Annotated in this window: 25 protein-coding genes; 15 read left to right on the top strand and 10 right to left on the bottom strand. The window is 66.1% G+C overall.

Annotated features, from left to right (window positions below; translation table 11 throughout):
• Positions 1–67: 67 nt before the first annotated feature.
• From I6F16_RS29320 to I6F16_RS29310, 3 genes are all read right to left on the bottom strand, one after another.
• A complete protein-coding gene (locus tag I6F16_RS29320; RefSeq protein ID WP_225114102.1) occupies positions 68–295 on the bottom strand; it encodes a hypothetical protein in 228 nt (75 codons plus the stop codon).
• A 55-nt stretch (positions 296–350) separates the two neighbouring features.
• Positions 351–572 carry a hypothetical protein gene (locus tag I6F16_RS29315; RefSeq protein WP_057027695.1) on the bottom strand — a complete coding sequence of 74 codons (222 nt, stop codon included), beginning with the start codon at positions 570–572 and terminating at the stop codon, positions 351–353.
• 104 nt (positions 573–676) lie between these two features.
• Positions 677–1,591, bottom strand: coding sequence for a LysR substrate-binding domain-containing protein (locus I6F16_RS29310; RefSeq protein WP_074448039.1), 915 nt, complete (start codon positions 1,589–1,591; stop codon positions 677–679).
• Positions 1,592–1,781: 190 nt separating this feature from the next.
• Here I6F16_RS29310 and I6F16_RS29305 point away from each other — a divergent pair, with 190 nt between their 5' ends.
• The 3 genes from I6F16_RS29305 (at position 1,782) to I6F16_RS29295 (ending at position 3,599) form a co-directional block, all read left to right on the top strand.
• Positions 1,782–2,561 (top strand): sulfite exporter TauE/SafE family protein, encoded by a 780-nt coding sequence (locus I6F16_RS29305; protein WP_109145303.1) that lies wholly within the window; start codon positions 1,782–1,784, stop codon positions 2,559–2,561.
• Positions 2,558–2,788: a hypothetical protein gene (locus I6F16_RS29300; protein WP_225114101.1), complete on the top strand. Its 231-nt coding sequence runs from the start codon at positions 2,558–2,560 to the stop codon at positions 2,786–2,788. Before I6F16_RS29305 ends, I6F16_RS29300 begins: the two co-directional genes overlap by 4 nt.
• Positions 2,789–2,900: 112 nt before the next feature.
• On the top strand, positions 2,901–3,599 hold the full coding sequence (locus I6F16_RS29295; protein ID WP_225114100.1) for a glutathione S-transferase family protein: 699 nt from the start codon (positions 2,901–2,903) through the stop codon (positions 3,597–3,599).
• Between the two features lie 63 nt (positions 3,600–3,662).
• On the opposite strand, the gene I6F16_RS29290 is transcribed toward I6F16_RS29295, so the two are convergent.
• The gene (locus I6F16_RS29290; protein WP_109145300.1) at positions 3,663–3,878 is read right to left on the bottom strand and encodes a cysteine-rich CWC family protein; all 216 of its coding nucleotides are present in this window, start codon (positions 3,876–3,878) and stop codon (positions 3,663–3,665) included.
• A 118-nt stretch (positions 3,879–3,996) separates the two neighbouring features.
• Here I6F16_RS29290 and I6F16_RS29285 point away from each other — a divergent pair, with 118 nt between their 5' ends.
• The 3 genes from I6F16_RS29285 to I6F16_RS29275 all read left to right on the top strand — a co-directional run bounded on the left by I6F16_RS29285 (position 3,997) and on the right by I6F16_RS29275 (position 7,353).
• Positions 3,997–5,538: a DUF1800 family protein gene (locus I6F16_RS29285; protein WP_225114099.1), complete on the top strand. Its 1,542-nt coding sequence runs from the start codon at positions 3,997–3,999 to the stop codon at positions 5,536–5,538.
• Positions 5,539–5,540: 2 nt separating this feature from the next.
• The gene (locus tag I6F16_RS29280; protein WP_225174216.1) at positions 5,541–6,758 is read left to right on the top strand and encodes a DUF1501 domain-containing protein; all 1,218 of its coding nucleotides are present in this window, start codon (positions 5,541–5,543) and stop codon (positions 6,756–6,758) included.
• Positions 6,759–7,029: 271 nt separating this feature from the next.
• The gene (locus tag I6F16_RS29275) at positions 7,030–7,353 is read left to right on the top strand and encodes an antibiotic biosynthesis monooxygenase (RefSeq protein WP_036030903.1); all 324 of its coding nucleotides are present in this window, start codon (positions 7,030–7,032) and stop codon (positions 7,351–7,353) included.
• A 177-nt stretch (positions 7,354–7,530) separates the two neighbouring features.
• Here the strand turns inward: I6F16_RS29275 and I6F16_RS29270 are convergent, their stop codons facing one another.
• The 5 genes from I6F16_RS29270 to I6F16_RS29250 form a co-directional block, all read right to left on the bottom strand.
• Positions 7,531–7,986, bottom strand: coding sequence for a GNAT family N-acetyltransferase (locus tag I6F16_RS29270; protein ID WP_036030968.1), 456 nt, complete (start codon positions 7,984–7,986; stop codon positions 7,531–7,533).
• An 86-nt stretch (positions 7,987–8,072) separates the two neighbouring features.
• Complete coding sequence (locus I6F16_RS29265; protein WP_225174215.1) at positions 8,073–8,885, bottom strand: PAS-domain containing protein; 813 nt, start codon at positions 8,883–8,885, stop codon at positions 8,073–8,075.
• A 229-nt stretch (positions 8,886–9,114) separates the two neighbouring features.
• Positions 9,115–9,264 (bottom strand): hypothetical protein, encoded by a 150-nt coding sequence (locus I6F16_RS29260; protein ID WP_036009463.1) that lies wholly within the window; start codon positions 9,262–9,264, stop codon positions 9,115–9,117.
• A 73-nt stretch (positions 9,265–9,337) separates the two neighbouring features.
• The gene (locus I6F16_RS29255) at positions 9,338–9,514 is read right to left on the bottom strand and encodes a hypothetical protein (RefSeq protein WP_162832045.1); all 177 of its coding nucleotides are present in this window, start codon (positions 9,512–9,514) and stop codon (positions 9,338–9,340) included.
• A gap of 154 nt (positions 9,515–9,668) precedes the next feature.
• Entirely contained in the window at positions 9,669–10,319 is a 651-nt protein-coding gene (locus tag I6F16_RS29250; RefSeq protein WP_025032208.1) for a glutathione S-transferase family protein, read from the bottom strand.
• 592 nt (positions 10,320–10,911) lie between these two features.
• Here I6F16_RS29250 and I6F16_RS29245 point away from each other — a divergent pair.
• From I6F16_RS29245 to I6F16_RS29215, 7 genes are all read left to right on the top strand, one after another.
• Complete coding sequence (locus I6F16_RS29245; protein ID WP_225174214.1) at positions 10,912–12,114, top strand: pyridoxal phosphate-dependent aminotransferase; 1,203 nt, start codon at positions 10,912–10,914, stop codon at positions 12,112–12,114.
• A gap of 384 nt (positions 12,115–12,498) precedes the next feature.
• A complete protein-coding gene (locus I6F16_RS29240; protein ID WP_225174213.1) occupies positions 12,499–12,978 on the top strand; it encodes a DUF992 domain-containing protein in 480 nt (159 codons plus the stop codon).
• A 155-nt stretch (positions 12,979–13,133) separates the two neighbouring features.
• A complete protein-coding gene (locus tag I6F16_RS29235; RefSeq protein WP_036009483.1) occupies positions 13,134–15,182 on the top strand; it encodes an elongation factor G in 2,049 nt (682 codons plus the stop codon).
• A gap of 283 nt (positions 15,183–15,465) precedes the next feature.
• Positions 15,466–15,738 carry a helix-turn-helix transcriptional regulator gene (locus tag I6F16_RS29230; RefSeq protein WP_008566993.1) on the top strand — a complete coding sequence of 91 codons (273 nt, stop codon included), beginning with the start codon at positions 15,466–15,468 and terminating at the stop codon, positions 15,736–15,738.
• 105 nt (positions 15,739–15,843) lie between these two features.
• Positions 15,844–17,586: a SulP family inorganic anion transporter gene (locus I6F16_RS29225; protein WP_225174212.1), complete on the top strand. Its 1,743-nt coding sequence runs from the start codon at positions 15,844–15,846 to the stop codon at positions 17,584–17,586.
• Between the two features lie 66 nt (positions 17,587–17,652).
• Positions 17,653–18,492, top strand: coding sequence for a shikimate dehydrogenase (locus tag I6F16_RS29220; protein WP_225114093.1), 840 nt, complete (start codon positions 17,653–17,655; stop codon positions 18,490–18,492).
• 64 nt (positions 18,493–18,556) lie between these two features.
• Positions 18,557–19,183, top strand: coding sequence for a hypothetical protein (locus I6F16_RS29215; RefSeq protein ID WP_036030974.1), 627 nt, complete (start codon positions 18,557–18,559; stop codon positions 19,181–19,183).
• 228 nt (positions 19,184–19,411) lie between these two features.
• Here I6F16_RS29215 and I6F16_RS29210 read toward each other — a convergent pair whose 3' ends face one another.
• Entirely contained in the window at positions 19,412–20,548 is a 1,137-nt protein-coding gene (locus tag I6F16_RS29210) for an alpha-hydroxy acid oxidase (protein WP_225114092.1), read from the bottom strand.
• A 129-nt stretch (positions 20,549–20,677) separates the two neighbouring features.
• Here I6F16_RS29210 and I6F16_RS29205 point away from each other — a divergent pair, with 129 nt between their 5' ends.
• Both I6F16_RS29205 and glmM read left to right on the top strand, forming a co-directional pair.
• A complete protein-coding gene (locus I6F16_RS29205) occupies positions 20,678–20,845 on the top strand; it encodes a hypothetical protein (protein ID WP_167361667.1) in 168 nt (55 codons plus the stop codon).
• Between the two features lie 221 nt (positions 20,846–21,066).
• Entirely contained in the window at positions 21,067–22,410 is a 1,344-nt protein-coding gene (gene glmM / locus I6F16_RS29200; protein WP_036009507.1) for a phosphoglucosamine mutase, read from the top strand.
• Positions 22,411–22,548 lie beyond the last annotated feature (138 nt).

Below are 22,548 nucleotides of genomic sequence, written 5' to 3'. Positions count from 1 at the left end.
CGCGATAAAGGGTGAATGCCCCGAGCCATGCAGGCTGCTGACAGCAGGTTGGCAGCAGCCTTGCGGTTCACGCCGCCGGCAGCGGCCCCTCGTCGTCTCCGGCCGCGACATTCGGCTCGAGGATGTCGAGATGAATGCCGCCGCAATCGGTGCAGCGCATGGTCCAGTACTCGCATCCGGCGCGGCCGCCGATCACACGGAGCACCGTGAGATCGCCGTCGCATTCCGGGCAGTTGGAGAGCACTGCGCGGGCGTAGATCCGCGGCTGCACCGCATCGGTTTCGATGATGGACATGACCGGTTCCCCCCCTTTTTTTCGCCGCCCTGTCTCTGGTCGGCCTGCGGACCGCCTATTCGTCGTCGCCAGCCCGCCGCCGGAAACGATCGATGTGGTGCTTGGCATCGGCAATCGCGGCATCGCGATCGGGCCAAGCGAAGCCGACTTCCATGGCCGGAAACAGCACGCCGTCGATGGCCACCGGGCTGAGATCGGCCCGGCGGATCCGCGCGTGCCACAGCCCCTTGCCAGCTTCGAAGGATTCGATGTCAAAGCCGTCGTAGAGGGTCGTCATGAGTGTAGGTCCCACGTTTCTTTTCGGAGGGTCACGAGACCACGTCTGCGGAATTTGGGATGTGAAGCCGTTCACAAGCAGGCGGCTTTTTTGCCCGCCGGGCTTCAGTTCCGCGCTGCGGCGCGGCCGATCCGCCGTGGACGGGCGGCAGGTTCCGATGCCGCCCGCATGATCCAGCGGCGGAAGGCGGCAAAGTCGCGCTGCTCGGTCTGGAAGCTGCGATAGAGCAGATACCAGCGCATGCCCTTGGGCACCGAGAGGTCGAACGGCGCCACCAGCCGGCCGGCCGCGAGATCGTCGTCGATATAGGGGCGGATGCCCATCGCGATGCCGAGCCCGTCGGCCGCGGCCTGCAGCGCCTGGCCGTAGAACTGGAACTCGGGCCCGCGCGCGTTGATCCTCGCTGTCCCCGCCGCCTTCAGCCAGATCGGCCAGTCCTCGGGTGAGTGCGCGACGCGGATCAGGCTCGGTCCCTTCAGGTCGGCCGGGCGTTTCAATCCGCCGGCAAGGCGCGGCACGCAGACGGGGGTGAGATCACCGGCGAACAGCGGCTCGGCGACGAGGCCGGGCCAGTCGCCGGTGCCGAGCTTGATGCCGCAGTTCCAGTCCTCGCCGAACGGCACCGCGGCGCCGCCGGTGGTGAAGCGCACCTCGATGTCGGGCTCCTCGCTGCGAAACTCCGACAGGCGCGGGATCAGCCAGCGCATCGCAAAGGTGTGGCCGACGCCGATGGTGAGCACGCGCACGCTGGCGGGCGCCGTCACCTGCGCCGTGAGGCTCGCCAGCGCATCGAAGATCGGGGTCAGCCCGCTCTGATAGGCGCGGCCCGCCTGCGTCAGCACGAGCCTGTTGGCCTTGCGCTCGAACAAGGCGACGCCGAGCCGCTCTTCGAGCAGGTGCACCATGCGGCTGACGGCGGCCGCCGATACGCTCAGCTCCAGCCCGGCCGCAGCAAAGCTGCCGGTCCGCGCCGCCGCCTCGAACGCCTTGATGCCGTTGAGAAACAGCAACCGCCGCAAATGACCCACCCTCAGGAAAGCTGATGCCAGGGCAAGATATCTCAGTTTGCGGAAGAGGCGCAAGCGAGGCACAAACATCAGCGCAATTCGAGCTGATTTGTTGAAGCAGGCGCGGTGCCTTCGCCTCTCCTCGCGGGGCGAGGGAGTGAAACAGTTTGCGTCCCTCACTCGCCCTCGGGAGATTCCTTTCGTGACGCCCATCATGATCGCTGCCCTTGGATTGCTGATGGTGGCCACGGCGTTCCTGTCGGGGCTGTTCGGCATGGCGGGCGGGCTGATCCTGATCGGCGTGCTGCTGGCATTGATGCCGCTGCCGACCGCGATGGTGCTGCATGCGGTCACGCAGATGGCTTCGAACGGCTGGCGCGCGTTCCTGTGGCGGGCGCATATCCGCTGGCGGCCGGTTGCGAACTACATGGTCGGCGCGGCCGTCGCGCTCGCGGCGTGGTCGCTGACCCGCTACGTGCCCGATAAGCCGGTCGCGCTGCTGCTGCTCGGCATCACCCCGTTCATGGCGCGGCTTTTGCCGGCGAACATCAAGCCGGACCCTGATAGCCTCTGGCAGGGCACGGTCTACGGCACGATCTGCATGGGCCTGATGCTGATGACCGGCGTCTCCGGCCCGCTGCTCGACACCTTTTTCCTCGGCGGCGATTTCGGCCGGCGCGAGAAGGTTGCGACCAAGGCGATGTGCCAGGTCGTCAGCCATTTCACCAAGCTGATCTATTTCGGCGGCATCATCGACCAGGCCGCGGGCCTCGATCCCGTGCTCGCTGCCGTCGCCATCGCAGCCTCGATGCTCGGCACCACGCTGGCGCGGCGCATCCTCGAAGCCATGACCGACCAGCAGTTCATCGCCTGGTCCAACAAGCTGATCACCACCATCGCCTGCTACTACATCGTCCACGGCGGCTGGCTGTTGCTGCGTGCGCCGGTTCTGGCCGCCTTCGACAAGGGAGGTTTGCAATGAGCTGTAACGCCGATCCGCTGGTGCTGGACTTCGTCGAATGGGTCGCGCGCGAGCCGCGCGTCTACGCCGAGGTGCTCGCGACCTGGAAGACCTCGTGCCCGCGCCTCACCATCTGGGAGGACGCCGCCGAGCGCGGCTACGTCGCGCGCGAGACGATTGCCGGTCTCGGGCTGGTGATCGCGGCAACGGAAGGCGGCGAGAGGCTGTTGCGCGCGAACGGGCGGTGACGCGCACCTCTCTCCACATCGTCATTGCGAGCGCCAGCGAAGCAATCCAGAATGTCACCGCGGAAGCAGCCCGGATTGCTTCGCTGCGCTCGCAATGACGGAGCACTGCTCAATGTCGCTCAAACTCTACGAACTCGTCGGTACCGATCCCACGCGCCCCTTCAGCCCGTATTGCTGGCGCACCCGGATGGCACTGGCGCACAAGGGCCTTGCGGCGGAATCGCTACCCTGGCGCTTCACGGAGAAGAGCGCGATTGCGCCGCACGGCTCGGAGAGGGTCCCCGTGCTGTTGCACCACGACAAGGCGATCGTCGATTCCTGGACCATTGCGAACTATCTCGAGGACACTTTTCCGGATCGCCCGTCGCTGTTCGGCGGGGAGGGCGGCCGCGCGATGGCGCGCATGATCAATGCGTGGGGCGACATCGCCATCGTCGGCGGCATCTTTCCGCTCATCATCGCCGATATCCCGAACAATCTGAATGAGGTCGATGCCGCCTATTTCCGCAAGTCGCGCGAGGCGCGCTTCGGCGGCAAGACGCTCGAGGAGATCATGGCGGGCCGCGACACCGGCATCGTCGCGTTCCGCAAATCGCTCGAGATCATGCGGCAGACGCTCAAGACGCAACCTTTTCTCGGCGGGCAGGCACCGAACTACGCCGATTACATCGTGTTCGGCGGATTCCACTGGGCGCGCGTGGTCAGCCCGTTCAAGCTGCTCGAAGCGGATGATTCGGTCTATGTGTGGCGCGAAAAGCTGCTGGATGCGTTCGACGGCATGGCGCGGAAGTCGCCGGGACAAGAGGTGTAAACTTCGTAGCCCGGATGGAGCGCAGCGAAATCCGGGGCCGGTGCTAGCGGAACGATTCCCGGATTACGCTTGCGCTCCGTCCGGGCTACGCGTCGCCGCTTTCCGCAAGCATTCCCGGCACAGGCAATCCTCCCCCTCGATCGGCATCGGCAGCCGTGCCGTCTCCTCCGCGCACCAGCAAGTCCCTGAGAGATCGCAGCCGAATTCGCTGCCGCAACGGGAACAGGTGAGACGGCGCGCAAGTGCCGGCGCTGACGGGATTTCTTTCGGATTTGTCATGTTTTACGTCGAAGCTTCGCCGTCATTTTCATGGCGGGTTCATCTGCCGCTGCAGTATCTTACGCGCCGACCGCGTCGAAAGGAAAGCATCTCGCAGCGCGCGAAGGACAGATCATCGATGGCCCGCGATTCGCAAGCCGCCCTCGTCGCGCTCAACCGCTTCGGCTTCGGCGCCCGCGGCGGTGCATCGGGCGATCTCGTCAACGCAAGCTCCGACCCGCGCGGCTTCGTGAAGGCGGAGCTTTCGCGTGCCAATGGCGTGCTGCTGGAAGCGCCGGTTCTGCAATCGACGCCGCAGCTCGGGCAGGCCGTGTTTGCCTATCAGGACCAGGTCAAGCAGGCGCGTGAGGCGGCGAAGGCCGCTGCGCCCGCCGAGACGCCGCCTGCCGATCAGAACGCGCCCTTGCGCCGCAATCTCTCGCTGAATGCAGCGGCAGAGATCACCGGCCAAATGGCCGATGCAAAGCCCGCCGAGAACACCGTTCGGCCCGAGGCCATGCAGCCGAACGCCGCGCCGCCTGCTGCCAAGCCAGCGCCGCAGCCGCTCAATGTCATCCAGAAAACCTTTCGCGCCGAGGCACTGGCGCGGCTGCAGCGCGCCACGCTCGTCGAGTGCGGTTTCACCGAGCGCCTCGTCGCGTTCTGGTCCAATCATTTCTGCATCTCTGCCAGCAAGGGCGAGCTGGCGCGGATCTGGGCCGGCGCGTTTGAGCGCGAGGCGATCCGGCCGCACGTGCTCGGGCGCTTCGCCGACATGCTGAGGGCGGTCGAGCAGCACCCGGCGATGCTGTTCTTCCTCGACAACCAGCAATCGCTTGGACCTGACTCGCGCGCCGGGCAAAACCGCAAGCGCGGGCTGAACGAAAATCTCGCGCGCGAGATCCTGGAGCTGCATACGCTCGGCGTCGGCGGCGGCTACACCCAAGGCGACGTCACCTCGCTCGCGCGCATCATCACCGGCTGGACCTTTGCCGGCAGGCAAGGGCAGCTCGGAGTTCCCGGCTCCTTCGTCTTCAACACCAATGCGCATCAGCCCGGGCCGCAGGTCCTGCTCGGCAAGACCTACGATCAGGCGGGCCTCGCACAGGGCGAAGCTGCGCTCGCCGATCTCGCGCGGCATCCCTCGACCGCGAGTTTCATCGCCACCAAATTCGTCCGTCACTTCGTTGCGGACGAGCCGCCGCCGGCGCTCGTTGCGCGCCTGCGCGACGTCTTCGTCAGGACCGACGGCGATCTCAAGGCGCTGGCGACGGCGCTGGTTGATTCCGAGGAAGCATGGAAGGCGCCGCTCACCAAGCTGCGCTCGCCATACGATTTCCTCGTTGCGAGCGGCCGGCTGCTGGCGCGCGTGCCGGAGGATCCCGGGGCCTATCTCAACAACCTCAATCTGCTCGGCCAGCCGCTGTGGTCGCCGCCGGGTCCCAACGGCTTTCCCGACAGCAATGCCGCCTGGGGCGCGCCGGAAGGCATCAAGCTCAGGCTCGACATCGCGGCGCAGATCGGCGCGCGGCTTGGCAACAACATCGATCCGCTCGACCTCCTGGAGTTCGCCGCCGCCGATGCCGCCTCGGCCGAGACGCGGCGGACCATCGAGCGCGCGGAGTCGCGGCAGCAGGCGCTGGCGCTGCTGCTGATGTCGCCGGAAATGCAGAGGAGATGATGATGACCGACTGCGTCGAGAACCGGCTCCTCACGTCCCGCCGCGGTCTCCTGCTCGGCGGCGCGTCCTTTGCAGCCTGGGCCTACCTGCCGAAATTCGCCCGCGCGGCCGACGGGCGCGATCCGCGATTGATCGTGGTGATCCTGCGCGGGGCGCTGGACGGGCTCTCGACCGTCGCGCCGCTGGGCGATCCCGATTATCCCGGCCTGCATGGATCGATCGCGCTCAGCGCCGACGGTGCCCATCCCGCAATCATGCTCGACTCGTTCTTCGCCCTGCATCCGGCGATGCCTGAGTTTGCGCGCATGTATCGCGACAAGCACGCGGCGGTGATCCACGCGGTGGCGACGCCCTATCGCGACCGCTCGCATTTCGACGGCCAGGACGTGCTCGAAAGCGGCTATGCCGGCCCCGGCCGCGTGCAGTCCGGCTGGCTCAACCGCGCACTGGAAGCGCTGCCGCGCGGCGAGCGCGTGTCGAGCGGGCTTGCGGTCGGTCCTACCACGCCGCTGGTGCTGCGCGGCAATGCGCCGACCGTCGGTTGGGCGCCGGTCGCGCTGCCGCAGGCCGACGACGACACCGCGATGCGCCTCGTCGAGCTCTATCGGCACCGCGATCCCGCTTTGGCCTCGGCACTGTCGCAAGGCCTTCAGCTCGACAAGGTCGCGAGCGGCGACGACATGAAAGCGACGCGCGGCAATGCGGTCGCGCAGATGCGGCAGGTCGCGCGCGGCGCCGCAAAGCTGATGGCGGCTGATGATGGCCCGCGCATCGCCGCGCTCGCCTTCGACGGCTGGGACACGCATGCCAATGAAGGGGGCCCTGTGGGGCGTCTCGCCTTCCTGCTCGGCGGTCTCGACGGCGCGCTTGCCGAGTTCGAAAGCGGCTTAAGGGATCGCTGGCGCGACACCGTCGTGGTCGTCGCCACCGAGTTCGGCCGCACCGCGCGCATCAACGGCACCGAGGGCACCGATCACGGCACCGGCACGATCGCCTTGCTCGCCGGCGGCGCGGTGCAAGGCGGCCGGGTGATCGCGGACTGGCCCGGCCTCAAGCTCGCGAACCTGTATGAGGGCCGCGACCTCAAGCCGATCACGGATCTGCGCTCGGTGATCAAAGGCGTGCTGCAAGATCAGTTCGGCCTGTCCGATCGCACGCTGGCCGAGACGGTGTTCCCCGACAGCGCAAGCGCAAGGCCGATGAAGGGGCTTGTGGTCTGACTTAACCTCTCCCCGCCCTTCTGCGGGGAGAGGTCGGATTGCTCAGGCGCGTGCGCCTGAGCAATTCGGGTGAGGGGCAAGGCAACACTATTCCCGAGAGGGGAGTCCATCCGATTCCCACATTGACCGTGCGTGCATCGCGCACATCGCCTACAATCGAGACCGAACTCGCGGAGGCAGCCCCTCACCCCACCCTCTCCCCGTAAGAACGGGGAGAGGGAGCGAGAGAGCACCGCATCCTGACGATCGCGCCCACAGGAGACACCACCCCATGTACATCGCCATGAATCGCTTCCGCGTCGCCAAGGGCTCCGAGGCTGCCTTCGAGCAGGTCTGGCTCACGCGCGACACCCATCTCGACAAGGTGCCTGGCTTCATCGAGTTTCACCTGCTGCGCGGGCCGGAAGCCGAGGACCACACACTGTACGCCTCGCACACCGTGTGGGCGAATTATGCGGCGTTTGAGGCCTGGACCAAGTCGGAAGCATTTCGCGCGGCGCATCATAAAGCGGGCGACAACAAGCCGCTTTATCTCGGCCATCCCCAGTTCGAAGGTTTCGAGGTGATGCAGACCGTGGGGCGCGGCGCCAAGTAACGCTGCCAAGTAGCGCTGCCAGCAAAAAAATGCGGCCCCTGTCAGACGCGGCGACTGACGGGGACCGCTGGGGCGCATGATCGGTGACGGGGGGCCTGAGCAGACGCAGGGGCAGCCTAGCCTTGCTGTGTTACGCGCGGGTGACAGGTGGAGTTATCCACAGGCTCCCGGCACGACTCAGAAGATCTTGCGATAGACGATGAAACCGGAGCGCTCCGCGACCTTGTCGTACAGGCGCTGCGCCGTGAGATTGGTCTCGTGCGTCTGCCAGTAGACACGCGGCGATCCCGCCAGCTTCGCCCGTTCGTAGACGCCATGGATCAGCGCCGAGCCGACGCCCTTGCCGCGCGCGGCCTCGGAGGTGAACAGGTCCTGCAGATAGCAGGACGGCTCGATCGCGGTGGTGCTGCGATGGAACAGATAATGCGTCAGCCCGAGCAGGCGGCCGTTGTCCTCGGCGACCAGCGCATGCATCGGCTCATAAGCATCGAAGAAGCGCTGCCACGTCATCGCAGTGATCTCGGGCGCGAGCGCGGTCGGACCGGAGCGGCCGTAAAAGGCGTTGTAGCCGTCCCACAGCGGCAGCCATTGATCGTAATCCTGCCTGGTGACGGCGCGAATGATGAGCGACATGTGAATTTCCGCGATCTCGGAGGTGCGCGATGAAGGGATGTCCTTCATACGTGATGATCGTATTGCCGATCAATCGCACACTCGCCTCACTCCGCAACGCGCAAGTACTGGATCAGCTTGCGGCCGGTCGGATCGCGCAGCGAGCGGTAGTAGTCGGCGCGCGCCGGCGCATCGGTGTGGCGCACGAGGTCGGTCACGGGCGTGTAGCTCAGCATCCGCCCGCCGTCCGGCAGTGCGGTGCAGACGAAGCGCAGCACCTCGCCGTTGCGCAGCGCGACGTTGATCGGCGTGGCATCGCCGACCCGCACCATCTCCATGCGCTGCGCGATGAAGGTGCCGAGCTCGTCCTCGGGCAGCGCGAACGCGCCGGTGTCGCGGCCGTGATACATCAGCGCGATGAAGGGTGGCTTCGCCTCGGCGACCTCGTCCGGCACCGCAAAATAGTCGCGGAACGCGCGGTTGATGAATTCGGCCCGGGTCTCGGCATCGAGCAGCACGATGCCGATATCGACCTTGTCGAGCGCGGCCGACAGCCGCGCGGCAATGGCGTGGCTGCGGCGCTCGGCCGCGAAACTGCCGAGCAGCCGCTCGCGCATCAGCCCGGTGATGCCGGCGGTTCCGAAAACGGTGACGGCCAGGAGGCCGAGCGGCGCCAGATCGGCGGCGCCATGGCCGGAGACGCCGTGGCGGTTGAGGAAGAACAGCGCCGCGCCGATCACCGCGACAATCGCGGTCGTCACGGCGGAGGCGAGACCTGCGAGCGCGCCGGCGAGAGCCACGACGGCGACGAACAGCGGGGCGGGCGAGGGCGCGGGGACGAAGCGATCGAGCAGCATCGCCAGCAGCAGGGTCGCTGCCGTCAGCGCCGGACCGGAGATCGCACGCCATCCGAACCGCATGGACCTGTCTCGCTCCTCCCGAAAGAGGTAAGGCCGCAACACTGGCTGATTGTTGCGTGACTGCGATGCGATTTCGTGCGGCGTGCTTAAGGCGCGCTTGCGTGCAAGCGTAAGGCTTTCGGATGATTTTAAAGCATGATCCGGAGCAGTGTGAAGCGGTTTTCCGAAAAGATCATGCTCAAACAATAACCTAAAGCGCGATGACGATTCATCCTAATCGCATCGCGCTTTAGACCATGTGCGCGCGCTGCTGCAGCGTCGGCGCATGCAGCGTCGACGTGCCCGTGCCCTTGCGCGTGCCGACGATGATCAGCAGCGAGGCCGCGACCAGGATGGCCGCAGTCAGGGTGATTGCAACGACTACCACAGGTGATTTCATCGACGTCCTGTCGCGATGCCGGTCGGCGCGGGCCGCACGGCGCCCTGAAGGCTGGTCCAGGATGAAACGGGAATCAGACCGGCAGGCCCATCGCCATGGTCGCCTTGGTCGACAACACCGTCAGGGTGACGATCAGGCACAGCGAAAGCGCGGCGACGGCGAGCGAAGCCGCGACCGCATGGGTGAGCCGGGAAGACGCGACGGTAGCGGATGGGCTCTGAAACCCCGCTGTGCCGGACGCCCGCATCATGGTCTAAATCCTTCAACACGCGAGCGAATCACCCGCGACTTTCCAGAATTTCCCAGTTTCAACCGGCAACATTGCGGCGGCGACCGCGCCGAAAGTGGCGGGATTGCGGCAAAGGCGGCCCTTATGCCCGCTATTCGCCGGAGCGGACGCGCCGTCAGGCGCTCGCGGCGATGCTGGCGGGGTCGTCGATGTCGGCCGGGCGCCAATCCATGGTCACGAAGCCGGGCGCGGCTTCGACGCGTTTGAGCCAGTCCCGGATCGCCGGGAAGGCCTGGAGGTCGAAGTCGCAGCGGTCGGCGAGGTGGGTGTAGCCGTACAGCGCGATGTCGGCGACCGTGAGCTGGCGCGCGGCGAAATAGGAATTGGTCTTGAGGTGATTCTCCATCACCTGGAGCGCGCCATAGCCGCGCTCCATCCAGTCCTCCAGCGAATGGGTCTGCAGGTCGCGGCCGCCCTTGACCAGCGACAGCCAGAAATAGGCCGCGCCGATGTTCGGCTCGAGCGCGTGCTGCTCGAAGAACATCCATTGCAGCGCCTCGGCGCGGTCGATGCGGTTTTCCGGCGCGAGCGGCGTGCCGACGGCAACGTACCAGAGGATGGCGTTAGACTCGGCGAGATAGCGGTCCTCGCCGACCTCGAGCAGCGGCACCTGCCCCGACGGGTTCTTGGACAGGAAATCCGGCGTGCGGCTCTCGCCGCGCAGAATGTCCACCTCCACCGCTTCGTAAGGCAGGTTGAGCAGCGCCAGCGCAAGGCGGACCTTGTAGCTGTTGCCCGAGCGTTGCATCGAATAGAGCTTGTACATTCTGGCGTTCGAAATCCGAGGACGAGAAGACGCGGCGCCCGTTGCCCCGCGAGGCGGCTAAACAATGATGCCGATGCGAATCCGCCGCAAGTGCCGGCCGATAGAAAAACTCGAAAACCCTACCGCACTGCAATGGAGAGGAAGATCATTTCGCGACGATGCAGTTCAGTTCACATGTACGTCAATCTGCGGACACATCGCTCTACGTAGGCTACCGCATAGACGATCGAGATTAGGACGCCAGTGTTTCCGCATCGTCATGGCCGGGCTTGACCGGGCCATCCACGTCTCACTTGGCGCACGAAGAACGTGGATGCCCGGGACAAGCCCGGGCATGACGACGAGCGGTTTCCTGGAGACGTGCACCATCCAGAATTGCTCCGAGGACAGGCCTTGTCGGATATGAGCAATTCCGGAGGCAAAAGTTACGGAATATTGCGGGAAACCGCGCCTCCCAGCGCTCCAACTCGTAAACTTTTCCGGGATCGGGCCGAAGTTTCTTGCGGCCCAGCGGCACACGTTTTAGGGTGGCTCATTCCCACAATTGGAGTCGTGAGGCGAAGGGCTTCACGACGCTCGCCAGGAGATGATGATGTCCTTCCTTGCCGCTGCGCTCGACCGTGTGAAGCCGTCCGCGACCATCGCGGTCACGGATAAAGCACGCGCGCTGAAAGCGGCGGGCCGCAACGTCATCGGCCTCGGTGCCGGCGAGCCCGACTTCGACACGCCCGCCAACATCAAGCTGGCGGCGATCCGCGCCATCGAGGCCGGCAAGACCAAGTACACCGCGGTCGACGGCATCCCCGAGCTGAAGGAAGCCATCATCGCGAAATTTCAGCGCGAGAACGGCGTCGCCTACAAGCCGAACCAGATCATCGTCGGCACCGGCGGCAAGCAGGTGCTCTACAACGCGTTGATGGCGACCATCAATCCGGGCGACGAGGTGATCATTCCCGCGCCCTATTGGGTCAGCTATCCCGAGATGGTCGCGCTCGCGGGCGGCGAGCCGGTGCCGGTGGTCTGCACCGCCGCGACCGGCTTCAAGCTCCAGGCCGAGGCGCTCGAGCGCGCGATCACGCCGAAGACCAAATGGGTCATCCTGTGCTCGCCGTCGAACCCGACCGGCGCCGCCTACACGCGTTCGGAGCTGAAAGCGCTCACCGACGTGCTGGTGGAGCATCCCCACGTCTGGGTGATGACCGACGACATGTACGAGCATCTCGTCTATGACGACTTCCAGTTCACCACGGTCGCGCAGGTCGAGCCGAAACTCTACGACCGCACGCTCACCGTGAACGGCGTCTCGAAGGCCTATTGCATGACCGGCTGGCGCATCGGCTACGCCGGCGGTCCCGCGCAGCTCATCAAGGCGATGTCGACGATCCAGTCGCAGTCGACCTCGAACCCGTCGTCGATCGCACAATGGGCTGCGGTCGAGGCGCTGAACGGTCCGCAGGACTTCATCCCCGCCAACAACAAGGTGTTCAAGGAGCGGCGCGACCTCGTCGTCTCCATGCTCAATCAGGCCAAGGGAATCGAGTGCCCGCGTCCCGAAGGCGCGTTCTACGTCTATCCATCGTGCGCCGGCACGATCGGCAAGACCGCGCCGTCGGGCAAGGTGATCGCCAATGACGAGGACTTCGTCACCGAGCTCCTGGAGACCGAAGGCGTCGCCGTGGTGCAGGGGTCGGCCTTCGGCCTTGGACCGGCGTTCCGCATATCCTACGCGACCAAGACCTCGGACCTCGAAGACGCCTGCAAGCGCATCCAGCGCTTCTGCGGCAATCTGCGGTAAGACGGTCGCGACAAGAATCGGAAAGGCCCGCTTCGGCGGGCCTTTTTTGTTGTTTTTCGATAAGAGGAGTCGGATGGACTTTTTGTTTCTGGTCGGCGTTGTGCCCGGCCCCTCACCCGGATCACATCTGCGATGTGATCCGACCTCTCCCCGCGGAAGAGCGGGGAGAGGTTAAGCAAGGCCGGCGACGTTGCATTGTGAGGGACGCACGGCTCTCTCACTCCCTCGCCCCGTTCTTACGGGGAGAGGGTGGGGTGAGGGGTCTCTCCGCAAGTTCGATTCTAAACGCGCGCGAGCTGGCACGGCCGCGGCTCTTGTGGCATAGACCCGCAACACGGGTGGGGCGCTCTCTCTGCTCGCATCACATCATCGCCGGAGACATTCATGCGCCGTTCGTTCCTCTTCGGCGGACTCACCGCTGCCAGCCTCATCGCGTCCGTCGTGAACACCGGCGCGCAGCAGCGGATGGCGCGGGTCGGCGTGCTCGAATGCCGCGGCGGCGCCAGCGTCGGCTTCCTCGTGGGGTCGGTGACTCATCTCGGCTGCGTGCTGCGCGCCGACGGCTTGCCCGACGACCGCTACGTCGCGACCATCCGTAAAGTGGGCCTCGACATCGGCATCACCCAGGAGACGGCTTTGGCCTGGGGCGTGTTCGCGCCGGTCGACCGGCTCGGCCCCGGCGACCTCTCCGGCAATTACGTCGGCGCGCAGGGCAGCGCCTCCGTCGGTGTCGGCTTGGGGGGCAACGTGCTGGTCGGCGGCTCCAACAATTCGATCGCGCTGCAGCCGCTGAGCGTGCAGGGCCAGGTCGGCCTCAACATCGCCGCCGGCCTCGAGAGCCTGGAACTCCGTCCGGGCCGTTGACACTTCTGCGTGTGATCGCGCCGCGCGAAGCGGCGCGATTTTGCTGACGACGCACCGCAGCGACGTTTGATGCTTGCCAAATCTCGGGGAGGGGCAGAGCATCGGCGTTTGCCGACCCAATCACGGGCCGAGCTCCACACCAAGGAGGCGGCGAAATGGGACAAGACGTCAGAAGTCCCCGAGGTCCACGGTGCATCGCGCTGGTGGGCCCTTTCCAAAGCGGTAAAACCACACTTCTGGAAGCAATATTGGCGCGAACGGGTGCAATCCCGCGCGCCGGCAGCGTCGATGCCGGAACGTCCGTCGGCGACGCCACGCCCGAGGCCCGTCATCACAAAATGACCGTCGGCCTCACTGCCGCCACCACGAGTTTCATGGGCGACAGCTACACCTTCCTCGATTGTCCCGGTTCCGTCGAGTTTGCCCACGACATGCGCGCCGCGTTGCCGGCGGTCGACGCCGCAATCGTGGTCTGCGAGGCCGACGAGAAGAAGCTGCCGCAGCTTCAGATCATCCTGCGCGAGCTGGAAGAGCTGAAGATTCCGCGTTTCCTATTCCTCAACAAGATCGACCGCGCCAGCCAGCGCATCCGTGAGACGCTGGCGATGCTGCAGCCCGCCTCGCGCGTGCCGCTGGTGTTGCGCCAGATCCCGATCTGGAAGGGCGAGCTGATCGAGGGCTTCGTCGATCTCGCGCTGGAGCGCGCCTTCATCTATCGCGAGCACAAGGCCTCCGAGGTGATCGCGCTCGAAGGCGGCGATCTCGATCGCGAGAAGGAAGCCCGCTTCTCGATGCTGGAGAAGCTCGCCGATCACGATGATGCGCTGATGGAGCAGCTGCTCGAGGACATCCAGCCGCCGCGCGATGCCGTCTTCGACGATCTCGCCCGCGAATTGCGGGAAGGGCTGATTTGCCCGGTGCTGCTGGGCGCCGCCGTGCGCGAAAACGGCGTGTTGCGCCTGATGAAGGCGTTGCGTCACGAGGCGCCCGGCGTTGCGGAGACCGCAAAACGTCTTGGCGTACCCGAGGCTAAGGACGCGCTCGGCTATGTCTTCAAGACGCTGCATTCGCAGCACGGCGGAAAGTTGTCGCTGACGCGGCTGCTCGCCGGCCATCTCGACGACGGCGCCACGCTGCAATCCTCATCCGGCGGTGCCGGGCGCATCTCCGGCATCCTCGCCGTCAACGGCGCCTACGACACCAAGCGCGCCTCGGCCGAAGCCGGCGAGACCGTGGCCCTCGCCAAGCTCGATCCGGTCAAGACCGGTGACACGGTTTCGAGCGGCAAGACGGCGCCCGCGGCATTGATCACGATCGAGCCGACGCCGCCGGTGCTCGCGATCTCGGTCGCGGCCACCGACCGCAAGGACGACGTCAAGCTCGGCCAGGCGCTGACGCGCCTGCATGAGGAGGATCCCTCGCTCATGATCGTGCAGAACGCCAAGACTCACGACACTGTGCTGTGGGGCCAGGGCGAGATGCATCTGCGCGTCGCCAGCGAGCGCTTGCGCGACCGCTTCGGCGTCAAGATCACCTCGCATCCGCCTGCGATCGGCTATCAGGAGACCATCCGCAAGCCGATCACCCAGCGCGGCCGTCACAAGAAGCAGTCCGGCGGCCACGGCCAGTTCGGCGATGTCGTGCTCGACATCACGCCGCTGCCGCGCGGCGACGGCTTCAAGTTCGCCGAGAAGGTGGTGGGCGGCGCGGTGCCGCGCAACTACATCCCGGCGGTGGAGGAGGGCGTCGTCGATGGATTGGCGCGCGGTCCGCTCGGCTTCCCCGTCACCGACGTGCAGGTGACGCTGACCGACGGCTCCTATCACAGCGTCGATAGCTCCGATCTCGCCTTCCGCACGGCCGCGCGGGTCGGGCTCAACGAAGGCCTGCCGCAATGCCAGCCGGTGCTGCTGGAGCCGATCCACATGGTCGAGATCGTCTGCCCGACCGACGCCACCGCCAAGATCAACGCGATCCTGTCGGCGCGGCGCGGCCAGATTCTCGGCTTTGACACCCGTGAGGGCTGGACCGGCTGGGACTGTGTCCGCGCCATGATGCCGGAAGCGGAGATCGGCGAGCTGATCGTGGAGCTGCGCTCTGCCACCGCCGGCGCCGGCAGCTTCACGCGCCAGTTCGACCACATGGCCGAAGTCACCGGCCGCGCCGCCGACCAGATCATCGCCGCACATCAGCACGCGGCGTGACCGGTTAGGAAGGCACCGCTCTCTCGCTCCCTCTCCCCGTTCTTACGGGAGAGGGAGGGGTGAGGGGCTGTATCTACACGTGCGGCGTTTCACGGAGGCCGCGCTCTCCCCACGCGTCATTGCGAGCGAAGCGAAGCAATCCAGGATCCCTCCACGACCGGTGGCTCGCAATGAGGGAGGAGATGACGAGGCCTCCCCCCTTGCACATGCGTGCAGTTGACGTATTTTACATCATTGTATATGTTCCAGATGTCACTTATAACTGCTCGTAAGTGAGGCCAAGGTGATCACCTCGTTCCAGATGCGGGCAGCCCGCGCGTTGCTCGGCATCGACCAGAAAACCCTGGCCGAGCTCGCCGGCGTGTCGCTGCCGACCATCCAGCGGATGGAGGCCTCCACCGGCAATGTTCGTGGCGTGGTCGAGACCTTGATCAAGGTGGTCGAGGCGTTCGACCGGGCCGGCGTCGAGCTGATCGGCGAGCAGGCCCGCAGCGACAGCGGCGGACGTGGCGTTCGCTTGAAGGAGCCGGGGCCGCCGCGCCGTGTCGGAGCATGATCGCGCGTTGATCATGCCCGGGATCAAGATGGGCTAGCGCATCGTCGCACCTCGGGACGCACGATGCTTCGGAGCATTGTGGGGCCAGCGGAGCACCTTGCTGACATGAGCATCACGAGCGATCAGGCAGGACGGCTGCACCAGTTGCGTCAGCCGACCTTTGCCGAACTGTATCTGCCGAAGCTCGTCACCGTCTTTCGCGAAGGCTACGGCCTTGCGGATTTCCGCGCCGACGTCTTCGCCGGCCTCACGGTCGCGATCGTCGCGCTGCCGCTGTCGATGGCGATCGCGATCGCCTCGGGCGTGACGCCGGACCGCGGCCTCTACACCGCCGTTGCCGGCGGCTTCATCGCCTCCTTGCTCGGCGGCAGCCGGTTCCAGATCGGCGGCCCTGCCGGTGCATTCATCGTTCTGGTCGCGGCGACTGCGGAGCGGCATGGCGTCGACGGAGTCATCCTCGCCACCATGATGGCGGGCCTGTTCCTGATCGGCGCAGGGCTGCTCAGGGTCGGCACCTACATCAAGTTCATTCCCTATCCCGTCACCGTCGGCTTCACCGCCGGCATCGCCGTCATCATCTTTGCCAGCCAGCTCCGCGATCTCTCCGGCATCACGCTCGTGGGCAAGGAGCCCAGCGAGTTCGTGCCCAAGCTCGTCGCGCTCGCCGGCGGCCTCAACACGATCAATCCGTCCGCCGTCGCGGTCGCCCTCGTCAGCATCGGCATTATCGCCGCCTTGCGCCGCTGGCGGCCGTCCTGGCCCGGGATCCTGATCGCGGTCGTGTTTGCAGCCGTCGCCAGCGCGGTGCTGTCGTTGCCGGTCGAGACCATCGGCTCGCGCTTCGGCGGCATCCCGCGCGAATTGCCATCGCCGGCGCTGCCCGCGTTCTCACTGGAAAAGGCAAGGGCGGTGCTGCCGGATGCGATCGCGTTCGCGCTGCTGGCGGCGATCGAATCGCTGCTGTCGGCGGTGGTGGCCGACGGCATGACCGGCCGCCGTCATCGCTCCAATTGCGAGCTGGTGGCGCAAGGCGCGGCCAATATCGGCTCGGCGCTGTTCGGCGGCATCTGCGTCACCGGGCTGATCGCACGCACCGCGACCAACATCCGCGCCGGCGCGCGCGGGCCGCTCGCGGGCATGCTGCATTCGGTGTTCCTGCTGCTGTTCATGCTGGTCGCGGCGCCGCTTGCAAGCTACATCCCTCTGGCCGCGCTCGCCGCGGTGCTGGTCGTGGTGGCCTGGACCATGGCGGAGAAGCATGAATTCGCAACTCTGCTGCGCTCGTCATGGGGCGATGCCGTGGTGCTGCTCGCGACCTTCCTGCTCACGATCTTCCGCGATCTCACCGAGGGCATCCTGGTCGGCTTCGCGCTGGGCGCGGTGCTGTTCATCCATCGCATGGCGGAGATGACGGACATCGAGGAGCGGACGCCACTGGTTGCGGATGATCGCCCCGACGACGGCAACGGCGACCGCGTGCGTTACGATCCCGCGCTTGCGGTCGACCGCGACGTGCTGGTCTATCGCATCACCGGCGCGTTCTTCTTCGGCGCGGCCTCGGCGATCGGCGGCGTGCTCGACGGCATTGCCGACCGGCGCAAGGCCTTCGTGGTCGATTTCGCCGCGGTGCCATTCCTGGATTCGACCGCGGCCAACGTGATCGGCCGCGTCGCCGCCAAGGCGCACCGCCAGGGCATCAGGCTGTTCATCACCGGGGCCTCGCCCGCGGTCCGCCGCGCGCTGCTCACCCATGGCGTCACGCCGCCGCGCGCGCGCTATCGCACGAGCCTCGAGCGCGCCATCGCCGACATCAAGGGCCGGGCCGCCGACGAGACCGCTGCGAGCTGACCGCGCGCGCTTGACAGAGCGGGCGCGACGCGAAATGGATCGCCTCGGAAACGACCCGAGGGAAAGATGACCGCGCCCAAGCCCCCTGCAGCCTGTCTGATCGGATGGCCGGCCGCGCATTCGCGCTCGCCGCTGATCCACCATCACTGGCTGCGCACGCTCGGCATCGAGGGCGGCTATGTCATCGAGGCGGTGCCGCCCGAGGATTTGCGCGATTTCGTGCTGCGGCTGTCGCTGCGCGGCTTCGTCGGCGCCAACGTCACCATCCCGCACAAGGAAGCCGTGCTGGCGCTGTCAACGCCCGACGCGCGCGCCAGGGCGGTCGGCGCCGCCAACACGCTGTGGTTTGCCGACGGCGAGCTGCGCTCCACCAACACCGATGTCGAAGGCTTCATCAACAATCTCGACGCCAGCGCGCCCGGCTGGGACATGGCCGAGGAAGCGCTGGTGCTGGGCGCCGGCGGCTCCTCGCGCGCGGTCGTGTTCGGCCTGCTGGAGCGCGGCATCAGCTGCGTACATGTCGCCAATCGCACCATGGCGCGGGCCGAGACCCTGGCACAACAGTTCGGATCGAACGTGCATCCGCTGCCGTGGGACGCGATCGGCGACGTGCTGCCGCGCGCAAAGCTTCTCGTGAACACGACCTCGCTCGGCATGCATGGCCAGCCTTCACTCGACGTCGACCTCGCGCGCCTGCCGCAAGATGCCGTCGTCGCCGACCTCGTCTACGTTCCCCTGGTGACGCCGCTGCTCGCCGCGGCGACGGCGCGCGGCCTGAAGACCGCCGATGGGCTCGGCATGCTGCTGCATCAGGCGGTGCGCGGCTTCGAGCTGTGGTTCGGGCGGCGGCCCGAGGTCACCGCCGAGCTGCGCGCATTGGTCGAAGCCGATCTCACGAAGACTTGAGAGGGGCGCGGCGAATAGCACACCATCTCTGGAGTTCTACGTCGTGGGACAATCGGAGACCGTCATGCCTGTTCAACGTGCAACTTTCACACGCCCCCTGATCGCCGTCGCGATGGTGGTCGTCTCGACCTACTGCGCCTTCGCCCAGAGAGCGCCGGTGCCGACGCGCGTGCGCGGCACCATCGAAAGCGTCAATGGCGACACCATGCAGGTCAAGTCGCGCAGCGGTGAAGAGCTCAAGCTTCGCCTCGCCTCCGACGTGAACGTGTCGGGCGTCACGAAGATTTCACTCGCCGACATCAAGCCGGGCTCGTTCATCGGCGCCACCACCGTGCCGGGACCGGACGGCAGCCAGAACGCCGTCGAGGTGCACGTGTTTCCGGAAAGCATGCGCGGCACCGGCGAAGGCTCGCGACCTTGGGACCTCAAGCCCAACTCCAGCATGACCAATGCGACCGTCGCGGAGAGCGTCGTCGGCAATGACGGTCACACGCTGCTGGTCAAGTACAAGGACGGCGAGAAGAAGGTGTTCGTCGCCGACGACACGCCGGTCGTGACCTTCGTGCCCGGCGACAAATCCGAGCTGAAGCCCGGCGCCAAGGTCATCGCCTTCATGAAGCAATTGCCCGACGGCTCGTTCGAGACCAACCGCGTCAGCGTCGGCCGCGACGGCCTGACGCCGCCGATGTGAGGGGCTGTGAGACGCGCACCTGCCGCCTGAAATGCCGCCGTCGTCCCGGACAAGCGTCAGCGCAGGTCCGGGACCCATAACCACAGGGAAAAGTTGTTGCGCGAAGCAGGCCACTCCGAGCCCCCATTGCCACACCCTTCTGTGGCTATTGTCCCGGATCGGCGCGCGCTTTGGGCGCGCTTGTCCGGGACGACAGTGATTATTGCTGCGGCATCCCGGCAGACGCACTCACACCGCAATCACGTGATCGTCGATCTCGTCCACCCGGTTGACGCCGCACAGGCCCATCGTGGTGAGCAGCTCCTTCTGGATGATGTCGATCGCCTTGGCGACGCCGGCCTGGCCGCCGGCACCGAGGCCATAGGCATAGGCGCGGCCGATCATGCACGACTTTGCGCCGAGCGCCAGCGCGCGCATCACGTCCTGGCCGGAGCGGATGCCGCCGTCGAACATGATCTCCATCCTGTCGCCCACCGCGTCCGCGATCTCGGGCAGGACCTCGATCGAGGACGGCGCGCCGTCGAGCTGGCGGCCGCCGTGGTTGGAGACCACCAGCGCCTGCGCGCCGGTCTTGGCGGCTTCCTCGGCGTCCTCGACGTCGAGGATGCCCTTGATGATCAGCTTGCCCGGCCAGATGCTGCGGACCCACTCGACGTCCTTCCAATTCAAGGAGGTGTCGAACTGCGAGGCCGTCCATTCGGCGAGGCGGTTGAGATCTTCAGTGTTCTTCACGTGGCCGGCGATATTGCCGAAGGTGCGGCGCTTGCCCTGCAGCACGCCGGAGACCCAGGCGGGCTTGCTGGCGAAGTCCAGCAGCTTCGACAGCGACCATTCCGGTGGCACCGTCATGCCGTTCTTGATGTCGGCGTGGCGCTGGCCGATCACCTGCAGGTCGACCGTGAGCACCAGCGCGCTGCACTTGGCGGCCATCGCGCGCTGGATCAATTCCTTGATGAAGCCGCGGTCCTTCATGACGTAGAGCTGGAACCAGAACGGCTTCTCGACACTGGCGGCGATGTCCTCGATCGAGCAGATCGACATGGTCGATTGCGTGAACGGGATGCCGGCGGCCTGCGCGGCGCGGCAGGCGTGGATCTCGCCGTCGCCGTGCTGCATGCCGAGCAGGCCGACCGGCGCGAGGATCAGCGGCATCGTCGACGGCTCGCCGAGGATCGTGGTCGAGGTGTCGCGCTTGGAGACGTCGACCAGGATGCGCTGGCGGAACTTGATCGCCTGCATGTCCTCGCGGTTGGCGCGCAGCGTCTCCTCGGCGTAGGAGCCGCGGTCGCAATAGTCGAAGAATGCCTTCGGCACGCGCCGCCGATGCAGCGTGCGAAGATCGTCGATACAGGTAACATGCTTCATGTCGTTTCCCCGGCCCGTCACGTACCAAACAGTCTTGCATCGGAAGATTTCGGGGTCATCTAGCATGGTTGGATGCACAGCCAAATCGTTTGCAGAACGTTTTGGAAGGAGAGTGCCAAGGAGAGCGTCATGACGAAGCCGCACGCAGGACCTTCGCCGGAAGAGATCAAGGAGAAGCATGATCTCGAGGAGGCGCTCGAAGAGGGGCTGGAGGAGACCTTCCCGGGCTCCGATCCCGTCAATGTCACCCAGCCGGCGCCCAGTCGCGCGGACGGCCATGTGAAGCGCTCGGATTAAGGCGAGTTCCACCGCTTTTCGCTGGTCACGCCGGAATTGCAATGTTAACAATGTGTTATCGGGGGCGGTCGCGGCGCCGGTTCCGTAATGATTCATCATATTTTTTGAAGCCAAGTTAGCCGCGATAGCTTTATAAGACCTCGGCAAATCAGGGATGCGGGTCCCGTTGGGGCAGCCCGTGGTTGTAGAGGGGAGTCCCTGGTTGCTGCTTGGGGGACGATATGAGCCGCAAATATTTCGGGACGGACGGGATTAGGGGCCGCGCCAACGGACTGATCACGCCGGAGCTCGCGCTCAAGGTCGGCCAGGCCGCGGGCCTTGCGTTTCAGCGCGGCGACCACCGCCACCGCGTCGTGATCGGCAAGGACACCCGTTTGTCCGGCTACATGATCGAATACGCCATGGTGGCAGGCTTCACTTCGGTCGGTATGGACGTGCTGCTGGTCGGCCCGATGCCGACGCCGGCGGTCGCGATGCTGACCAAGTCGATGCGCGCCGATCTCGGCGTGATGATCTCGGCCTCGCACAATCTGTTCGAGGACAACGGCATCAAGCTGTTCGGCCCGCAGGGCTTCAAGCTGTCCGACGACGTCGAGCGGCAGATCGAGCAGTTGCTCGACGAATCCCTCGACAAGCGGCTCGCCCAAAGCGCGAGCCTCGGCCGTGCTCGCCGCATCGACGGCGTGCATGACCGCTACATCGAATTCGCCAAGCGCACGCTGCCGCGCGACCTCTCGCTCGAGGGCCTTCGCGTCGTGATCGATTGCGCCAACGGCGCCGCCTACAAGGTGGTGCCCGAGGCGCTGTGGGAATTGGGCGCCGACGTGGTGCCGATCGGCGTCGAGCCCGACGGCTTCAACATCAACAAGGATTGCGGCTCGACCTCGCCGGAGGCGTTGTCGAAGAAGGTGCGCGAGATGCGCGCCGACATCGGCATTGCGCTGGACGGCGACGCCGATCGCGTCATCCTGGTCGACGAGCGCGGCCATGTCGTCGACGGCGACCAGCTGCTCGCGGTGATCGCGCAGAGCTGGAAGGAGGACGGACGCCTCTCGCGTCCCGGCATCGTCGCCACCGTGATGTCCAATCTCGGGCTGGAGCGCTTCCTGCAAGGGCAGGGGCTCGAGCTGGTGCGCACGCCGGTCGGCGACCGCTACGTGCTCGAGCAGATGCTGAACGGCGGCTACAATCTCGGCGGCGAGCAGTCCGGCCACATCATCCTGTCCGACTACGCCACGACCGGCGACGGTTTTGTCGCCGCATTGCAGGTGCTCGCCGTGGTGCAGAAGCTGCGCCGCCCGGTGTCAGAAGTCTGCCACCGCTTCGATCCGCTGCCGCAGATCCTCAAGAACGTCCGCCACAAGGGCGGCAAGCCGCTCGATGATTCCGACGTTAAGTCGGCGATCTCCGACGGCGAGAAGCGCCTCAACGGCCACGGCCGCCTCTTGATCCGCTCCTCCGGCACCGAGCCCGTGATTCGCGTCATGGGCGAAGGCGAGGACCGTCACCTCGTCGAGGACGTCGTCGACACCATCGTTTCGGCATTGGGGCAGGCAGCGGCTTGAGTCCTTCCTTCTCCCCTTGCGGGAGAAGGTGGCGCGAAGCGCCGGATGAGGGGTTCTATCCGCTCGCAACACAGCTCGTGAGGATAGAAACCCCTCACCCGTCTCGCCGCTAACGCGGCAAGCCACCCTCTCCCACAA

It is taken from the genome of Bradyrhizobium sp. IC4060 (genome assembly GCF_020193715.1).
GTDB classification, from domain to species: Bacteria; Pseudomonadota; Alphaproteobacteria; order Rhizobiales; family Xanthobacteraceae; genus Bradyrhizobium; species Bradyrhizobium yuanmingense.
This window is presented reverse-complemented; position numbering and strand designations above follow the sequence as displayed.